General features: G+C 66.8%; 13 protein-coding genes. 8 read left to right on the top strand and 5 right to left on the bottom strand.

Annotated features, from left to right (window positions below):
• Positions 1-29 precede the first annotated feature (29 nt).
• Both N7I30_RS14275 and N7I30_RS14270 read left to right on the top strand, forming a co-directional pair.
• Positions 30-1940: an ABC-F family ATP-binding cassette domain-containing protein gene (locus tag N7I30_RS14275; RefSeq protein ID WP_498639721.1), complete on the top strand. Its 1911-nt coding sequence runs from the start codon at positions 30-32 to the stop codon at positions 1938-1940.
• 322 nt (positions 1941-2262) lie between these two features.
• Positions 2263-2931 carry a hypothetical protein gene (locus tag N7I30_RS14270; RefSeq protein ID WP_498639719.1) on the top strand — a complete coding sequence of 223 codons (669 nt, stop codon included), beginning with the start codon at positions 2263-2265 and terminating at the stop codon, positions 2929-2931.
• 23 nt (positions 2932-2954) lie between these two features.
• Here N7I30_RS14270 and N7I30_RS14265 read toward each other — a convergent pair whose 3' ends face one another.
• Together N7I30_RS14265 and N7I30_RS14260 are read right to left on the bottom strand one after the other, a co-directional pair.
• The gene (locus tag N7I30_RS14265; RefSeq protein WP_009209392.1) at positions 2955-3407 is read right to left on the bottom strand and encodes a DNA polymerase III subunit chi; all 453 of its coding nucleotides are present in this window, start codon (positions 3405-3407) and stop codon (positions 2955-2957) included.
• Positions 3408-3419: 12 nt separating this feature from the next.
• Positions 3420-4919, bottom strand: a complete 1500-nt coding sequence (locus N7I30_RS14260) for a leucyl aminopeptidase (RefSeq protein ID WP_498639717.1) — start codon at positions 4917-4919, stop codon at positions 3420-3422.
• Between the two features lie 286 nt (positions 4920-5205).
• Here N7I30_RS14260 and N7I30_RS14255 point away from each other — a divergent pair, with 286 nt between their 5' ends.
• The 6 genes from N7I30_RS14255 to rsmA all read left to right on the top strand — a co-directional run bounded on the left by N7I30_RS14255 (position 5206) and on the right by rsmA (position 13100).
• Entirely contained in the window at positions 5206-6384 is a 1179-nt protein-coding gene (locus N7I30_RS14255; RefSeq protein WP_024350511.1) for an LptF/LptG family permease, read from the top strand.
• Positions 6381-7463, top strand: coding sequence for an LPS export ABC transporter permease LptG (gene lptG, locus N7I30_RS14250; protein ID WP_498639715.1), 1083 nt, complete (start codon positions 6381-6383; stop codon positions 7461-7463). Before N7I30_RS14255 ends, lptG begins: the two co-directional genes overlap by 4 nt.
• A 143-nt stretch (positions 7464-7606) precedes the next feature.
• A complete protein-coding gene (locus N7I30_RS14245; RefSeq protein ID WP_370194912.1) occupies positions 7607-10054 on the top strand; it encodes an LPS-assembly protein LptD in 2448 nt (815 codons plus the stop codon).
• A gap of 205 nt (positions 10055-10259) precedes the next feature.
• The gene (locus N7I30_RS14240; RefSeq protein ID WP_024350508.1) at positions 10260-11204 is read left to right on the top strand and encodes a SurA N-terminal domain-containing protein; all 945 of its coding nucleotides are present in this window, start codon (positions 10260-10262) and stop codon (positions 11202-11204) included.
• Positions 11205-11229: 25 nt separating this feature from the next.
• The gene (pdxA, locus tag N7I30_RS14235) at positions 11230-12264 is read left to right on the top strand and encodes a 4-hydroxythreonine-4-phosphate dehydrogenase PdxA (RefSeq protein ID WP_498639712.1); all 1035 of its coding nucleotides are present in this window, start codon (positions 11230-11232) and stop codon (positions 12262-12264) included.
• Complete coding sequence (gene rsmA, locus N7I30_RS14230) at positions 12261-13100, top strand: 16S rRNA (adenine(1518)-N(6)/adenine(1519)-N(6))-dimethyltransferase RsmA (protein WP_498639710.1); 840 nt, start codon at positions 12261-12263, stop codon at positions 13098-13100. The genes pdxA and rsmA overlap by 4 nt, the downstream gene beginning before the upstream one ends.
• Positions 13101-13146: 46 nt before the next feature.
• Here the strand turns inward: rsmA and gmk are convergent, their stop codons facing one another.
• From gmk to mltG, 3 genes are read right to left on the bottom strand one after another with little or no spacing between them, the layout of a single operon-like run.
• Positions 13147-13812 carry a guanylate kinase gene (gmk, locus tag N7I30_RS14225; protein WP_024350505.1) on the bottom strand — a complete coding sequence of 222 codons (666 nt, stop codon included), beginning with the start codon at positions 13810-13812 and terminating at the stop codon, positions 13147-13149.
• Complete coding sequence (locus tag N7I30_RS14220) at positions 13809-14696, bottom strand: YicC/YloC family endoribonuclease (RefSeq protein ID WP_498639707.1); 888 nt, start codon at positions 14694-14696, stop codon at positions 13809-13811. Before N7I30_RS14220 ends, gmk begins: the two co-directional genes overlap by 4 nt.
• Before the next feature lie 40 nt (positions 14697-14736).
• Positions 14737-15828, bottom strand: coding sequence for an endolytic transglycosylase MltG (mltG, locus tag N7I30_RS14215; RefSeq protein ID WP_029703065.1), 1092 nt, complete (start codon positions 15826-15828; stop codon positions 14737-14739).
• Positions 15829-15861 lie beyond the last annotated feature (33 nt).

Genomic DNA, 15861 nt, shown 5'->3' with positions numbered 1-15861 from the left:
CTGCGTCATGGCGTGGCAAAAGCTGCGCCATGCTTCAGATCACCAATCTTTCCGCTCGCGTCGCCGGGCGCCTTCTCATCGACAATGCCAGCCTGTCGCTGCCGGCCGGCAGCAAGGTCGGCCTCGTCGGCCGCAACGGCGCGGGCAAGTCGACGCTGTTCAAGGTCATCACCGGCGAACTGGCGGCCGAGACAGGCAGCGTGTCGTTCCCGAAGAACACCCGCCTCGGTCAGGTCGCCCAAGAGGCGCCCGGCACCGAGGAGTCGCTGATCGAGATCGTGCTGAAGGCCGACCGCGAGCGCGTCGATCTCCTGGCCGAGGCCGATACGGCGACCGATCCGGGCCGGATCGCCGACATCCACACCCGCCTTGCCGATATCGAGGCCCATTCCGCGGAAGCCCGCGCCTCGTCCATCCTGTCGGGCCTCGGCTTCGACATGGCGGCGCAGGCCCGCCCCGCCTCGTCCTTCTCGGGCGGCTGGCGGATGCGCGTCGCGCTGGCCGCGGTGCTGTTCTCGCGGCCCGATCTGCTGCTCCTCGACGAGCCGACGAACTATCTCGATCTGGAAGGCACGCTCTGGCTCGAGAATTTCGTCTCGCGCTATCCCTACACCGTGATCGTCATCAGCCATGACCGCGACGTCCTGAACAACGCGGTGAATGCGATCGTCCATCTCGACCAGAAGAAGCTGGTCTTCTACCGGGGCGACTACGACCAGTTCGAGCGCCAGCGGGCCGAGAAGCTGGAGCTCCTGCAGAAGTCGATCGTCAAGCAGGAAGCCGCCAAGAAGCACATGGAGGCCTTCGTCGAGCGCTTCCGCGCCAAGGCGTCCAAGGCCCGCCAGGCCCAGTCGCGCCTGAAGGCGCTGGAACGCATGCAGCCGCTGCAGGGCATCGTCGAGGAGCACGTCACGCCCTTCGTCTTCGAGGGGCCAGAGAAGCAGGCCGCCTCCCCGATCATCCGCATGGAGCACGTGACGGTCGGCTACGAGCCCGGCCGGCCGATCCTGTCGGGCCTCGATCTGCGGATCGACACCGAGGACCGGATCGCCCTCCTCGGCCAAAACGGCAACGGCAAGTCCACATTCGCCAAGCTCCTGGCCCAGCGCCTGCGCGAGCAGAGCGGCACCATCACCAGGGCACCGGGTCTGAAGATCGCCTTCTTCGCCCAGCACCAGATCGACGATCTGCGCCCGGCCGAAAGCGCCGTGCAGCATGTGCGCCGGCTGATGCCCGACGCCACCGAGCCGAAGGTGCGCGCCAAGGTGGCGCAGATGGGCCTGCCGACCCAGAAGATGGACACCGCCGCCGAGAAGCTGTCGGGCGGCGAGAAGGCCCGCCTGCTGATGGGCCTTGCCACGCTGGACGCCCCCAACCTTCTGATCCTCGACGAGCCGACCAACCATCTCGACATCGAGGCGCGCGAGAGCCTGGTGCGGGCGCTGAACGACTATCCCGGCGCCGTCATCCTGATCAGCCATGACCGCCACATGGTCGAGGCGACGATGGACCGCCTGTGGATCGTCGCCGACGGCACGGTGTCGCGCTATGACGGCGATCTGGAAGACTACAAGAAGCTGGTCCTGTCCGGCGCGACCAAGGGCAGCGGCGCTCCGGCCGTGGGCAGCGCCGGCGAGGCCGCGCCTGCGCCCGCGCCGGTTTCCAAGGTCGACCAGCGCCGCCAGGCGGCCGAGCGCCGTGAGGCCCTGAAGCCACTGAGGAAGAAGATCAGCCAGCTCGAGATCCAGATCTCGCGGCTGCAGAAGACCATCGAGGCCTTCGACGAGAAGCTCGGCGATCCGGCGCTCTACACGAGCGATCCGGCCAAGGCGAGCGAGCTCAACAAGCAGCGTGCAGCGGCCGCCAAGACGCTTGCCGCCTGCGAGGAAGACTGGCTCGGCCTGACCGAGGAACATGATTCCGCAATGGCCGCCGAATAACGCCACCGACCGCCGCGAGACGCCAGCCGGTGAACGGATAGTCGTTGTCGAAAGCAACGTCCCCGGCTTGCGGTGGGCGTCACGAAAATGACATCTTGGCTGCACACGCCTGCAACACGTCGTTGCCGGCGTTCGGTCGGCGCTGGCTGTCCCCGCCGGGCGGCCCCGCCATGTCGAAGCCGCCCTCCGGCCGCCAGTCCTTTCGGACAGTCATGGAGAGCGCTTCAGGAAAGCACCTTGCATGCGCATCTCATATGCCGGCCTGTCAGGCCTCCCCGGAGACATTCTGCATGTCGTGCGACAACGGCTGCATTGGCGTGAGATGGCGGTTTTCGCCGCCATTGCAGCGGGAGCGATTCTGTTCGCTGTCGCCTGCAGCCTCCTGCTGGTGGGCGCCTCCGCCGGCGATGCGACGATCGCCGAGAACAGCCCGCATGAACTGCTGCAGGTCGCAACCGTCGCGCTGGCCGCCGTCGGCTTCCTGATCGCGGCGCTGCGGTTCGACTTCGAGACCTTCTACGTGACGTTGCTCGGCAGCTTCGGCTGCGCCATGGCCAGCATGCGCGAGACGCCGGCCTGCTCCAGCAGCTTCTACGAGGGCGGTCCGTGCCTGACCGGCACATACAAGGATGTCATCCCGTTTGCCCTGGCGCTCGGCGCCGTGGCGCTGCTGCTGTACCGCCGGGTGCCGCTGGCTCGTAGCATCCGCGAGGTCACCCTGTTCTGGCTCGTGCCGGTGGGTGCCAGCACGCTGATGCTCGTCGGCGCCGAATGGGCCGAGGCTCGCAACGCCGTCTGGATCGAGGAAACGCTGGAACTGGCGAGCTTCGCCAATCTCCTCGCCTTCGCCCTGATCGTTCATCTGCGACCGGGCTGGTACCGGGCGACGCTCACCGCGGCGAAGACGGTGCCGACCCATCTGGCGCGGCGGACCGAACCGGCCGACGCGCGCGACGAAGGCTGGCTCGGTGGTCACAGCAGCGAACGCTGACATCCGGCAGAGCTATCGCCGGCTCAGGCCTTCTTGATCCAGCGGCTGTCGTCGTTCTGCTGCCAGTAGGTGACGGCGTGCCCGGCGGCCTTCTCCACCTTCCAGCGCGAGCGCGCCAGGTCGAGCTGTTCGGCATCGTGGCCGTCGAAGAGGTAGACCGCCCGCACATAGCCCTCGAGGCTCGCCGGCACGGCTCCGTCGACGAGGAACCGCACCTGCGGGTCGTTGGCCTTCTGCTCGGCTTCGACGGTCAGCAGGATCGGCTGCAACGCGCCGCTGCTGTCTGAATCGCTGCCATGCGGCAGGAAGCTCTCGTCGCGATAGACCCAGAGATGATGGTCGAGGGCGTCGCGGCGTTCCTCCGAGGAGAACTGCACCACGACGCGCCACCCCCGCCCCAGGCTCTTCTCGAGAAGGTCGGGCAGCGCCTCCTCGAGCCGGCTCTGGGTCAGGTGGTAGAACAGGACCTCGGTCATCGGGCCGCGTCCCTAGCCGGCCTGGTAGTGGTCGGACACCAGCCGGTCCAGGAGGCGCACGCCGAAGCCCGACGCCCAGGACTGGTTGTACTCGGTGGCCGGCGAGCCCATCGCCGTTCCGGCGACGTCGAGATGTGCCCAAGGCACGTCGTTGACGAAGCGCTGCAGGAACTGCGCCGCGGTGATCGCACCGGCTGCCCGTCCGCCGCCGATGTTCTTGATATCGGCGAACTTGCCCTCGATCATCTTGTCGTATTCCGGTGCCAGCGGCAGGCGCCAGACCTTCTCGCCGGTGCCGATGCCCGCGGCGAGCAGCCGGTCGGACAATTCGTCATTGTTGGAGAACAGGCCGGCATGCTGGTTGCCGAGCGCCACGATGATGGCGCCCGTCAGTGTCGCCAGATTGACCATGAACTTCGGCTTGAAGCGGTCCTGGCAATACCAGAGCGCGTCGGCCAGAACGAGCCGGCCTTCGGCGTCGGTGTTCAGCACCTCGATCGTCGTGCCGGACATCGCGGTGACGATGTCGCCCGGCCGCTGGGCATTGCCGTCGACGGAGTTCTCGACGAGGCCGACAATGCCGATGGCGTTGACCTTGGCGGACCGGCCCGCCAGCGCGCGCATCACGCCGACCACGGCGGCCGCACCGCCCATGTCGCCCTTCATTTCGTCCATCGAGCCCGCCGGCTTGATCGAGATGCCGCCGGTGTCGAAGACGACGCCCTTGCCGACAAAGGCGATCGGCGCCTCGTCGTCGGGACCGCCGTTCCAGCGCATGATGGCCAGGCGCGGCGGTCGCGGCGAGCCCTGCGCGACGCCGAGCAGCGCGTCCATCTTCAGCGCCCGCAATTCCGTCTCGCCGAGGATCTCGACATCGATACCCTGCTGCGACAGCGCAGCGATGCGGTCGGCAAACTCGACCGGCCCGAGGACATTGGCCGGCTCGTTGACGAGGTCGCGGGCGAGCATCGTGCCGGCGGCGATCGCCTCCTGGACCGTGTAGGCGTCCTTTGCAGCGGCGATGTCGGCGACCGCCAGGGCGATCTTCGAGGCGATTTTGGGCTCGTCGTCGCCGTTCTTGCGCGACGATTTCGTCTTGTAGAGGTCGAAATCATAGGCGCGCAGGCTGGCGCCCGCGGCGAGCATCGCGGCTTCGGCGGCCGAGACGTCCCCGTCTGCCCGCTCGCAGCGGATCGTCACCTCGGAGGCACCCTTGGTCTTTGCGGCGATGACGCCGCCGAGCTTCAGCCAGTCCTCGTCGGTCAGCGGCTTGTCGGCATGCGTGCCGACGACCAGCAGCCGGTCGGCATCGACATCGGCGGGCGCCAGGACGTCGAGTGTCGCGAGGTGCTTGCCCTTGAACCTGGCGACGCCCGCGGCGCGGGATACGAGGGACCGAACCGCGTCGCCCGCACTCGCCGCCAGGCCGGCATCCTTGCCGGCGAGGACGACCAGCACACCCTTGGCTGGTGCATCCTTTGCGACGAACTCGATCGAGGGAAGGCTGGCCATGATGTCTCCTGCGGGTCGAATGAAATCGTGTCGCGGCGGAACAGCCGTCCGGGGGCGGCATGCGGCGACGCGGGCAATGATGGTCGGGACGGGGCGCATTGCAAGGCCCGCGACCGAAGATACGCCCTGTTCACCATCGTTCTTCGCCCTTCTTTAGCCAAGCTGGTGTAATCTTCCTTCCACGACGAGAGCCGGCCGCCGGCTGTTTCTCCAGGCCCGCGCCGGCCGCAAGTGAAAAATCGAGCGAGGCAATGGGCCAATCTGCAGCCGCGGGAACCGGAACCGCATGACGATTCTGGAACGCTACATCTTCAAGCGGGCCTTCGTGTATGCGGCTTCGTCGCTGACCTCGCTGGTGCTGATCGTCTGGATCGTCCAGGCGCTGTCGCGCATCGACGTGGTGAAGACCAGCGCCTCGGCCGCCAGCAATATCTTCTGGATCGCCCTGATGCTGCTGCCGGACCTGTTCGCCGGGGTCCTTCCCTTCGCGCTGCTGATCGGCGCGATCCAAGCGCTGAACTCGCTGAATTCCGATTCCGAACGGGCCGTCATCTCGGCCGCCGGGGCCTCCCAGGCCGTCATCGCGCGTCCCATCGTCGCCCTCGGCCTTCTGGGCGGCCTGATCATGCTCCTGATCGGCAATGTCGTCGGGCCGGCCTCGATGAGTGCGTTCCAGAACGGTATCCGCTCGATCAACGCCGACATGATCACCCTGTTTCTGAAGCCCGGCCGCTTCGAGCAGGTGCAGGACGGCATCGTCATCAGCATCGGCGACGTGAACGGCGCGACGGTCGAGAGCCTCGTGATCGCCGACACCCGCGACCCGGCCAGCGACCTCACCTATTTCGCCCGCGAGGCGAAGATCATCGACGAGGACGCCAATTCGCTGCTGCTCCTGTTCGACGGCCAGCTGCACCGTCGCAACACCGCCGACAACAGCGTCTCGGTGATCCAGTTCCAGACCTATGCCTTCGATCTCGCCGCGCTGCGGCCGGCGACCGATAACAGCTGGGTGCGCGCCTCCGAGCGCAGCACCGCCGCGCTGATATGGCCCGATCCCAATGACGGCCTCTACCAGGAACGGCCGCACAGCTTCACCGAGGAACTGACCGACCGCATGACCAACTGGCTTTTCGCCATCGCCTTCGTCCTGTGGGCGATCGTCGTTGCCGGCCAGCCCTCGACCAACCGCCAGGGTACCGGCCCGGCCATGACCCTCGGTCTGTGCGGCGGGCTGATGCTGAAAGCCGCCGGCTTCGTCACTCTCTCCCAGATCGAGCAGGGCGTCTTCTGGGTGGTGATCTCCTATCTGCTGCCGCTGGCCGCCATCGCTTTGAACAGCGCGCTGATCTGGCGCAATTTCGACCTCGCCGGCTGGGCGCCGCTGCAACAGGCGACGACCGCCCTGCAGGACGGCTATGCCGCCCTGTTCGGCCGGCGCCGGGCCGCGGGGGCCGCCCGATGAGGAACTGGACCCTCAACCGCTATTTCTTCCGCATGTATGTCGTCAGCTTCCTGTCGACGCTGCTGACGGTCTTCGCGCTGATCTACCTGATCGACCTGATCGAGGTCAGCCGTCGCAGCCGCTTCGAGGATCTCGGCTTCGGTGCGACCGCCCTCTTCTCGTTGCTGCGGGTGCCGAGCTTCATCGGCCAGGCCTTCCCCTTCATCGTCCTGTTCTCGTCGATCTACACGCTCCTGACCCTCAACCGGCGTCTGGAACTCGTCGTGGCGCGTGCCTCCGGCGTCTCGATCTGGCAGATCCTCCTGCCCTTCGTGGTGGGCTCGTTCCTGATCGGGATCGTGGCGACCTTCGTCTACAATCCGCTGACCGCCTATACGAAGACCCTGTCCGAGGACATGCAGACCACCATGACCGCCGGCGGCGACGTCTCTAGCTCGGACCGCGTGCCCTGGCTGCGTCAGGAGGGCGACGGCGTCCAGTCGATCCTCGGCGCCAAGACGGTGGCGCGCAGCGGCACGGTTCTCGGCGACATCACCGCCTTCGTTATGAACGACGAGGGCATCGTGAAGGAGCGCATCGACGCGGCGCGCGCGGTTCTCAACGACGAGTACTGGCTTCTGGAGAAGCCGCGGGTGACGCGGGTCGGCTACCGGCCGGAATTCCCGAAGGAATACAAGCTTCCCACCAGCCTGCGCCCCGAATATGTCGAACAGCGGATCGCCGATCCCGAGGCGATCTCCATCTGGCAGCTCGGCTCGAAGATCGACGTTGCCGCAAGTCTGGGCTTCAACACCGACGCCTTCCGGATGCAGTACCACACGCTGGTGGCGCAGCCGGCCCTGTTCATCGCCATGACTTTGCTCGCCGCGACCGTCGCCACGAGGTTTTCGCGCACGGGCCAGTCTGGTAGGACGATTGCGGGCGGTGTAATGGCCGGATTCGTGCTTTACGTCGTCACGTTCTTGGCGAAAGCTCTCGGAAGCAATGACGTGGTACCACCGGTTATGGCAGCGTGGTTTCCGGTCTTGGCGGCAGGATTGTCTGGGGTGACGATCCTGCTCCATCAAGAGGATGGTTGAGTATGGTTGCGAGGGGGGCCAGTCGCGCAGAACGCCGCGACGCGCAGGCCGGCATACGGGCGGTTCTCCTTGCGGGAACAGCCATTTGCGGCCTCGGCTTCGGGGGCCAGGCAGCGTGGGCACAGGCGGTCATTCCGGCCGACATGTCAGTGCCGGACGACGCCCAGATGTTCCTGGAAGCCGATACCGTCACCTACAATACCGACAACTCCATCGTCACCGCTTCCGGCGGTGTGCGGATCGACTATGGCAGCTACAAGCTGGTCGCGCGGAACGTCACCTACGACCAGAACACCCGTCGTCTGGTGGCTTCGGGCGATGTGGAATTGCAACAGCCGGACGGAAATAAGGTCTACGCGGACAGCATCGACATCACCGATGATTTCCGCGACGGCTTCGTCAAGGCGCTGCGGATCGAGACCCCGGACAACACCCGTTTCGCCGCCCGTGACGCCGTGCGTCAGGACGGCAGCGTCACGACTTTCCAGCAGGGTGTCTACACGGCCTGCGAAACCTGCCGCGAGAATCCGGATCGGGCGCCGCTCTGGCAGGTGAAGGCCCGCAGGATCGTCTGGGACCAGACCGAGAAGGAAGTGCGCTACTACGGCGCCAAGTTCGAGCTGCTCGGCGTGCCGATCGCCTACATGCCGTACTTCCAGTCGCCGGACCCGACGGTCAAGCGCAAGACCGGTTTCCTGACCCCGACCTTCAAGTCGTCGAGCAATCTCGGCTACGGCCTGCGCACCCCGTATTTCATCGACATTGCCGACGACAAGGACGTGACCCTGTCCGGCACCTACTACACCAAGCAGGGTTTCCTGGCCGAGGCCGAGTACCGCCAGGCCTTCGAGAACGGCTTCTTCACGCTGCAGGCCGCCGGCATCAGCCAGAACGACCCGGACGCCTTTGCCGGCGACAACGTCTACAACACGACGACCGGCGAACTCACCAGAGCCTCACCCGACTTCGACAACACCGAACGCGGCATGATCGGCTCGAAGGCGCAGTTCGCCCTCAGCGAGCGCTGGACGCTCGGCTGGGACGTCATGGTGCAGTCGGACGAGAACTTCTCCGCGACCTACGAGATCCCCGGCTACGGCGACACCGTGAAGACGTCGGAGATCTATCTGACCGGTCTCGGCGACCAGAGCTATTTCGACCTGCGCGGCCAGAAGTTCCAGTATCAGTCGGTCAACCCGGATGCCGCCGACACCCAGCCGCTGGTGGCGCCGAGCTTCGACTATGAACGCATCGAGCAGGAAAGCGTTCTCGGCGGCGAAGTGAAGCTGGAGATGAACGTCGCGTCGCTGCATCGCGACGACGGTTCGGTCGATCCGATCTGCGCGACCTCGCTCTACCTCGTCGACGACATGAACGAGGCCTGCCGGACGCCGATGAACGGCTACCAGTATCGCTCCGACCTTCTGCGCTACAACGCGCTGGAGGGCGACTATACCCGGGCCTCGGCTGATCTCGCCTGGCGTGACTCCTATACGCTGGAGACCGGTCTCGTCTTGTCGCCGACCGCCTCGGTGCGCGGCGATTTCTACACCGCCGACATGCGCTCCGACGGCTTCGCGAACTATTTCTACGAGCCCTACACCTATACCGACCCCGCGACCGGCCGGCCGGTGACGATCCCCAATCCGGTGACGCCGGCGGCCTACAATCTGGTCCCGAACGACCAGAAGGGCGACTGGCTGGCCGATTACTACCGACAGGGCGCCCTGTCGCTGGACGATACCGGCACGCGCGGCATGGCGACCGCGGCGATGGAAGCGCGCTACCCCTATCTGATCGAAACCGCCAATTCCTCGCATGTGATCGAGCCGATCGGCCAGGTTATCCTGCGGCCGGACGAGCAGAAGATCGGCCTTCTGCCCAACGAGGACGCGCAGACGCTGGTGTTCAACACCGCCAATCTGTTCGCGCTCGACAAGTTCTCCGGCTACGACCGGATCGAGGGCGGCTCGCGCGCCAATGTCGGCGTCAAATACGCCGGCAATTTCGACGGCGGCTACTCGGTCAACGCCGTGTTCGGCCAGTCCTACCATCTGGGCGGCGTGAACTCCTTCGCGCAGACCGATCTGGCGCTGGTCGGCTACGATTCCGGTCTGGAGTCCGATCGCTCCGACTATGTCGGCTCGATCGCCGTCGGCACGCCGATCGGCATCACCCTCGGCACCCAGGCCCGCTTCGACGAGGAGAGCTTCGCGGTCCGGCGCACCGACGTCTTCGGAACCTACGGCTCGTCCGATGCCACCGCGACGGTGACCTACACCAACATCGACGCCCAGCCGATCTATGGTTCGATCGAGGATCGCAGCCAGATCACCGGTTCGGGCACGCTGAAATTCGCCGAGAACTGGAGCGCCTTCGGTTCGGTCGGCTACGACATCAAGAACCAGTCGGTGGTCGAGAAGACTTTCGGCATCGGCTATGCCGACGAGTGCTTCAGCCTGCTCGTCTCCTACCAGGATACGGTGAACCGCTATTCGCAGGAATCGGATTCCTCGCGGCTGATGTTCACCATCGGGCTCCGCACGATTTCCGATTTCGGCTATTCCTACGATCTCGGCGACGACGGCTGACATCCGTTCGCCCCGCCGCCGGGCGAACGGCCGACCAGATCACGGTTTCGCCAAAGCTGCACGCTACGAGCAGTCCGGACTTGCAGGCGAAACGGCTTTGCGGGAGCCTTGCCCTGTGCGACATCCGGGCGGATGGTCGCCATGAGCGGGCGAAGGACAGGGCGCGGGAGCGGGACGCGCCGCCATTCAGGGAGTTGAAGCAGTCATGATCGTTGGAAACGTCGCCAGGCGCGCGGCCCTCGCATTCGTCCTTGCCGGGTCGGCCGCAGCCACGCTGCCCGCCACCACCGTATCGGTACAGGCCGCCAGCGAGATCAAGGCGGTGGTGAACGGCATGCCGATCACCAGCTATCAGATCCGCCAGCGGGCCGCCTTCCTGAAGCTGCGCCGCGTCGGCGGCAATGCCACGCAGAAGGCGACCGACGAGCTGATCGACGAGGCGCTGAAGAAGCAGGAAATCGGGCGCCGCGGCATCGCCATTCCGGACGAGGCCGTCGACGAGGCCTTCGGCCGCTTCGCCGCCGAGAACAAGCTGACCCGCGAGCAGCTCGGACAGGTTCTGTCGCGCGCCGGTTTCTCGTCGGACGGCTTCAAGGACTATATCCGCGTGCAGATGGGCTGGGGCCAGGCCGTCCAGGCAAACATGCGCAGCACCGAGCGGTTGAGCGAGCAGGATGTGGTCCAGCGCATGCTGGCCCAGGGCGGCGAGAAGCCGAGCACCACCGAGTACACGCTCCAGCAGGTGATCTTCGTCATCCCCGACGCCCAGCGTTCGGCCCTTATGGCCCAGCGCAAGCGCGAAGCCGAGAGCATGCGCTCGCGCTTCCGCTCCTGCGATTCCACCTATGAATTCGCCAAGGGCCTGCGTGACGTGACCGTCCGCGACCTCGGCCGCGTCGCCCAGCCGGAACTGCCGCCGCGCTGGAAGAAGGACATCCAGGCGACGTCCGTCGGGCGCGCCACTCCCGCCCAGGCCACCGAACGCGGTGTCGAGTTCATCGCCGTGTGCAACACCCGCAACATCTCCGACGACAAGGCCGCGGCTCTCGTCTTCCAGGCACGGGAGATGGAAAAGCTCGGCGAACAGGCCGAACCCGACGCAGCCTATCTGAAGAAGCTGCGCGACAGAGCCCAGATCGTTCGCCGCTAAGGGGCAGCTCATGCGGGACTTTGCGATGGATGCACCGATCGCGGTGACGCTCGGCGATCCGTCGGGCGTGGGCCCGGACATCGTGATCGCCATCCATGGCGACCACCGGGCCGACCTGCCGCCCTTTTTCGTGATCGGCGATCCCGACGTCCTCGCCTCGCGGGCCCGCCGCCTCGGTCGCGAGCTGGCCATTGCGATGATCCACAATCCGGCGGAAGCGCATGGTGTGCCCGCCGGCACCCTGCCCGTCCTGCCGCTGGTCAACCGCCAGTCCGATGCGCCCGGCAAGACCGACCCGGCCAATGCCGCCGGCACGATCGAGGCGATCGACCGGGCGACGGCACTGGTGCTGGAGGGTAGCGCCACGGCGGTCGTTACCGGACCGATCGACAAGAAGGCGCTCTACGACGCCGGCTTCCACCATCCCGGCCATACCGAATATCTGGCGCATCTGTGCCAGTTGCGGCTCGGACGTCCCTTCACGCCCGTCATGCTGCTAACCGGTCCGGACCTCTCCTGCGTCCCCGTGACCATCCATATCCCCATCGCCGACGTGCCGGCCCAGCTCACCGCGGAGCTGATCGAGACGACCTGCCGGATCGTTGCCGCGGACTACAGCGCCCGCCTCGGCATTGCGCGCCCGCGCCTCGCGATCGCCGGTCTGAACCCGCATGCCGGCGAGAAGGGTGCGATCGGCACCGAGGACGAGACGGTGATCCGCCCGGCCGTCGCGCGCCTTCGCGCCGCCGGCATCGACGCGGTCGGGCCGCTGCCTGCCGACACGATGTTTCATCCCGAGGCCCGGGCCCGCTACGACGTCGCCGTCTGCATGTATCACGACCAGGCCCTGATCCCGGCCAAGACGCTGGCCTTCGACCAGACGGTGAACGCCACACTCGGCCTGCCGATCATCCGGACCTCGCCCGATCACGGCACGGCCGCCGACATCGCCGGCTCGGGCGACGCCCGGCCCGACAGCTTCCTCGCGGCGATCCGGCTGGCCGGTCGCATGGCCGAAATCGGCACGGGTGCGGGCAGCGCCGCGACGGCCAACGCGTGAGCCCTATCGACAGCCTGCCGCCCCTGCGTGCGGTCCTGGAAGAGCATGGCCTCGATCCAAAGCGCAGCCTCGGCCAGAACTTCCTTCTCGATCTGAACCTCACCGGTCGGATCGCCCGCCAGGCGCTGCCGCTGGAGGGGGCGACAATCGTCGAGATCGGCCCCGGTCCCGGCGGCCTGACCCGTGCGCTGCTCGCCGAAGGCGCGTCGCGTGTCGTGGTCGTCGAGAAGGACAGCCGCTGCATTCCGGCGCTCGAGGCCATCGCGGCGCATTATCCCGGCAGGCTGGACATCCGCCGCGCCGATGCGCTGGATTTCGATCTTGCGGAGGTTGCACGCCCCGACGGCGCCGACACGCTGAAGATCGTCGCGAACCTGCCCTACAACGTCGGAACGCAACTGCTGCTCAACTGGATCGCGACGCCGCAATGGCCGCCGCTCTGGTCGAACCTGACCCTGATGTTCCAGCGCGAGGTGGCCGAACGCATCGTCGCGGTGCCCGGCTCGAAGCATTATGGCCGTCTCGGCGTTCTCGCCGGGTGGCGGACGCAGGCGAAGATCCTCTTCGACGTGCCGCCGGAAGCCTTCACGCCGCCGCCGAAGGTCACCTCCTCGGTGATCCAGCTCCGGCCGCGCGTCGAGCCCGAGCCGGCGAGCCTGGCAGCCCTCGAACGCGTGACCGCCGCCGCCTTCGGCCAGCGCCGCAAGATGCTGCGCCAGAGCCTGAAGAGCCTTGGCGGTGAAGCGCTTCTCGTGGCGGCGGACATCGATCCGCAGCGCCGGGCCGAAACCCTTTCGGTCAGCGAATTCGTCCGCCTTGCCAACGGCTTGGACTAGCCGGCTGACTCGGATTGTCAGCCGGTGACGGGCGCAAGCGCCGGTCTCAGCAGACGGTCTGGGAGAGAAGTTCGGCGGTGAAGTCGAACAGGCCCGGCCGCCGGTCGCGGCGCAACCGCTCGGCATTGATGATCGACCGCACGGCCGAAAACGCCTTGTCCAGATCCTCGTTGACGACGACATAGTCGTAGTCGCGCCAGCGCTCGATCTCGACCTTGGCGTTCTTCAGGCGGACCGCGATGGTCTCGCCGGAATCCTCGGCCCGCCGCAGGAGGCGGGTCTTCAGTTCGGTCATGGACGGCGGCAGGATGAACACCGAGACGACGTCCGCCTTGGCCTGCTCCTGCAGCTGCAGCGCGCCCTGATAGTCGATGTCGAACAGCATGTCGCGGCCGTCGCGCATGGCCTTTTCGGCCGCCGCCCGGGGCGTGCCGTAGAAATTGCCGTGGACCTCGGCCCATTCCAGCAGCGCGCCCCCGTCGCGCAGCCGCTCGAACTCGGCACGGTCGATGAAGCGGTAATGCACGCCGTCGATCTCGCTGGCCCGCCGTTTGCGCGTGGTCACGCTGACCGAGAGCTGGAAGCCGGGATCGGACTCCAGGAGATTGCGCGCGATGGTCGACTTGCCGGCGCCGGACGGTGACGACAGCACCAGCATCAGCCCACGGCGTGCGATCGGCGCCCCCGATTCCGTTTCGAAAATCGACGTCATTCTATGTTCTGCACCTGCTCACGGAATTGATCGACCGCCACCTTCAGTTCCAGTCCGATGGCGGTCAGCGAAGTCGCATTCGACTTGGAGCAGACCGTATTCGATTCGCGGTTCAATTCCTGCGACAAAAAATCGAGGCGTCGGCCGATCGGCCCGCCGTTCGACAGCAGCGCCCGCGCCGCCGCCACGTGGGTCTGCAACCGGTCGATCTCCTCGCGGATATCGGCGCGGGCGGCGATCATCGCCGCCTCCTGGTGCAGGCGCTGTTCGTCGAGCCGCTCGTCGGCGCCCATCAGTTCGGCCACTTGCGCGCGCAATCGCTCCCGGCAGGCCTCGATGCTGCGGGACGGGTCGGCCTCGGCCGCATTGGCCAGCCGTTCGATCTCGGAAAGCCGCTCGGAGAGAATGTCCGCAAGGGCGGCACCCTCGGCCTGCCGCGCGGCGGCAAGGCTCTCGACCGCGGCAACGTAGGTCGTCCTGGCGGCAGCGAGCTGCGCCTCGCGCTCCTCGGGGTCGAGACGGCTCTCGGCGACCTCGACGATCCCCTTGATCGCCAGGATGCCGTCGGCGCTCGGCGGACCGGCGTAACCATCGGCGACCAGCCGGCTGGACAGTGCCAGAAGCTGGCCGAGCATCGCATCGTTGATGGAAAAGGCGGGCGCCGTCTCGTCGCGTCGGATCTGGAGATTGGCCTGGATGTTGCCCCGGCTCAGCCAGGTGGCGGCCGTGCGCTTCAGATCCGCCTCGATCGCTTCGAAGCCCTGCGGCAGACGCAGCCGCAGGTCGAGCCCCTTGCCGTTGACCGAGCGCAATTCCCAGACGAACTCGGCGCCGGCCTGCGTCGACTCGTGGCGGGCAAAGCCCGTCATGCTCTGCACCGGCATCGCGGTTCTCCCCCTCGCGCCGCCGGGAACGGCGGCGTTGCTACTGCTCGGCCCGGTTCTGGCGCTCCAGCGCACGGTAGTCGCGGACGTTGCGATTGTGCTCGTCCAGCGTCTCGGCGAAGACATGGCCGCCGGTGCCGTCGGCCACGAAGTAGATGTCCTTGGTCTCCAGCGGATTGGCCACGGCCTCCAGCGCGGCCCGGCCGGGCAGCGCGATCGGACCGGGCGGCAGACCCTTGATCTTGTAGGTGTTGTAGGGCGTGTCGCTGTCGATGTCGGACTGGGTCACCGGCTTGCCGGACGGTTTGCCCGCGCCGCCATAGACGCCATAGAGGAATGTCGGGTCCGACTGCAGGCGCATGCCCTTGCGCAGGCGGTTGACGAACACCGAGGCCACGTGCGGGCGCTCGCCGGCGATGCCGGTCTCGCGCTCGACGATCGAGGCGAGGGTCAGGAACTGGCCGATATCGTCGATCGGCAAATCGTCCGCCCGCGTTTCCCAAATCTCTGCGACGAGCTTGTTCTGGGCCTCGCGCATCCGCCGCACGATTTCCTTGCGGGTCAGGCCGCGCTGGAACAGGTAGGTGTCGGGCATCAGCGTGCCTTCCGGCACCATCTCCGGCATGTCGCCGGTCAGGGACGGCTCGGCGGCGATCCGCTCGAAGGCCCGCTCCGCCGTCCAGCCTTCCGGAATGGTCACCGAATGCATGATGGAGCGTCCCTCGCGGAGCTTCTCCATCACCTCGCGCATCGAGGTGCCCGGGGCGAAGGCGTATTCGCCGGCCTTCAGGTCACCCGCGGTCCCGGCGAAGCGCACGCCGTATTCGAACACGGTGGCGTCGCTGATGACGCCTTCCCGCTCAAGCCCGCTGGCGATCGTCTGGAGACCGCTGTTGCGCGGCACGACATAGGTGGTTTCGGCCTGCAGCGGGCCTGCGCCCTCGAACTGGCCGACGCCCCAATAGATCAGCGCACCCGCCGCGAGCATTACGAAGAGCGCGGTCGACAGGCAGAAATTCAGGAAGATGACGAGCTGGTTGCGGGAAGCCCGCGAGCGTTTGCGCGCCGGAGCCGGACCCCGGCCACGACGGCCCTTGCCTGAGCGAGCGCCCTCGCCGCGTTCGTCGGTCACCGCATACCCCCGAATGAAATTGCCTCGTGGCTG

The organism is Aurantimonas litoralis, assembly GCF_026153195.1.
GTDB lineage: Bacteria > Pseudomonadota > Alphaproteobacteria > Rhizobiales > Rhizobiaceae > Aurantimonas > Aurantimonas coralicida.
The sequence above is the reverse complement of the archived record's forward strand: the minus strand, read 5'-3'. Positions and strand labels throughout refer to the sequence as shown.

Bases quoted from the DNA above. Each gene is read 5' to 3' on its own strand.
- N7I30_RS14275 (WP_498639721.1), top strand. From the start codon at position 30: ATGCTTCAGATCACCAATCTTTCCGCTCGCGTCGCCGGGCGCCTTCTC.
- N7I30_RS14270 (WP_498639719.1), top strand. From the start codon at position 2,263: ATGGCGGTTTTCGCCGCCATTGCAGCGGGAGCGATTCTGTTCGCTGTC.
- N7I30_RS14265 (WP_009209392.1), bottom strand. From the start codon at position 3,407: ATGACCGAGGTCCTGTTCTACCACCTGACCCAGAGCCGGCTCGAGGAG.
- N7I30_RS14260 (WP_498639717.1), bottom strand. From the start codon at position 4,919: ATGGCCAGCCTTCCCTCGATCGAGTTCGTCGCAAAGGATGCACCAGCC.
- N7I30_RS14255 (WP_024350511.1), top strand. From the start codon at position 5,206: ATGACGATTCTGGAACGCTACATCTTCAAGCGGGCCTTCGTGTATGCG.
- lptG (WP_498639715.1), top strand. From the start codon at position 6,381: ATGAGGAACTGGACCCTCAACCGCTATTTCTTCCGCATGTATGTCGTC.
- N7I30_RS14245 (WP_370194912.1), top strand. From the start codon at position 7,607: ATGTCAGTGCCGGACGACGCCCAGATGTTCCTGGAAGCCGATACCGTC.
- N7I30_RS14240 (WP_024350508.1), top strand. From the start codon at position 10,260: ATGATCGTTGGAAACGTCGCCAGGCGCGCGGCCCTCGCATTCGTCCTT.
- pdxA (WP_498639712.1), top strand. From the start codon at position 11,230: ATGGATGCACCGATCGCGGTGACGCTCGGCGATCCGTCGGGCGTGGGC.
- gmk (WP_024350505.1), bottom strand. From the start codon at position 13,812: ATGACGTCGATTTTCGAAACGGAATCGGGGGCGCCGATCGCACGCCGT.
- N7I30_RS14220 (WP_498639707.1), bottom strand. From the start codon at position 14,696: ATGCCGGTGCAGAGCATGACGGGCTTTGCCCGCCACGAGTCGACGCAG.